The sequence below is a fragment of the Marinitoga sp. 1154 genome, from assembly GCF_013363285.1.
Classification (GTDB): Bacteria; Thermotogota; Thermotogae; order Petrotogales; family Petrotogaceae; genus Marinitoga.
Window position 1 is genome coordinate 1 of sequence record NZ_LBFB01000070.1, and the last position, 687, is coordinate 687.

Annotated in this window: 1 protein-coding gene; it reads right to left on the bottom strand. The window is 24.6% G+C overall.

The annotated features are described in order from the left end of the window. Positions 1-217 precede the first annotated feature (217 nt). Positions 218-687: IS21-like element helper ATPase IstB (gene istB / locus XO12_RS11130; protein ID WP_175420354.1), on the bottom strand; the 470-nt coding region annotated here is incomplete at its 5' end.

The following is a 687-nucleotide window of genomic DNA, read 5'->3' on the forward strand; positions in this document are numbered from 1 at the left end:
GTAAATTTATAATCAACTTTTCTTTTCTTAAATTTAATAAATTTACATAATTATTTTATCACCTGATATATTTTTATGGTTAAGTTTTTGTTTAATATATTGATGCAATTTTATATTCTCGCTATTATTTGATGTTAATGATTAATTGATTTTATAGATTAATCTTGAAAATATTGTGTATATGTAAAAACAACTACAAGAATGTTAAAAAAAGGGATTAAGAATTAGAAACAGAATTAGCAAAAAAATCCATTTTTTCTTTTAGTCTGTAAGATTCACCTTTAATTGAAATAACATGAGAATGATGCAATAATCTGTCTAATATAGCTTGAGCTAAAACTGGAGAACCAAATATTTCACCCCAACTTGAAAATGACATATTTGTTGTAATTATTGTACTGTGTTTTTCATATCTTTTTGATATTAATTGAAAAAATAAGTTTGAAGCATCTGTATCAATTGGCAAATATCCTATTTCGTCTATTATTAATACTTTGTATTTCGAAAAATGCTTTAATCTTGTTTCTAATCTATTTTCTTTAAGTGCTTTTTTTAATTGCGACATTAAATCTTGGAAATGGATAAAATATGTTGAATATCTATGTTTTGCACATTCTATTCCAATGGAGACGGCAAGATGTGTCTTGCCAACTCCAGGGGTTCCTACAAATAGTATATTTTCATTAT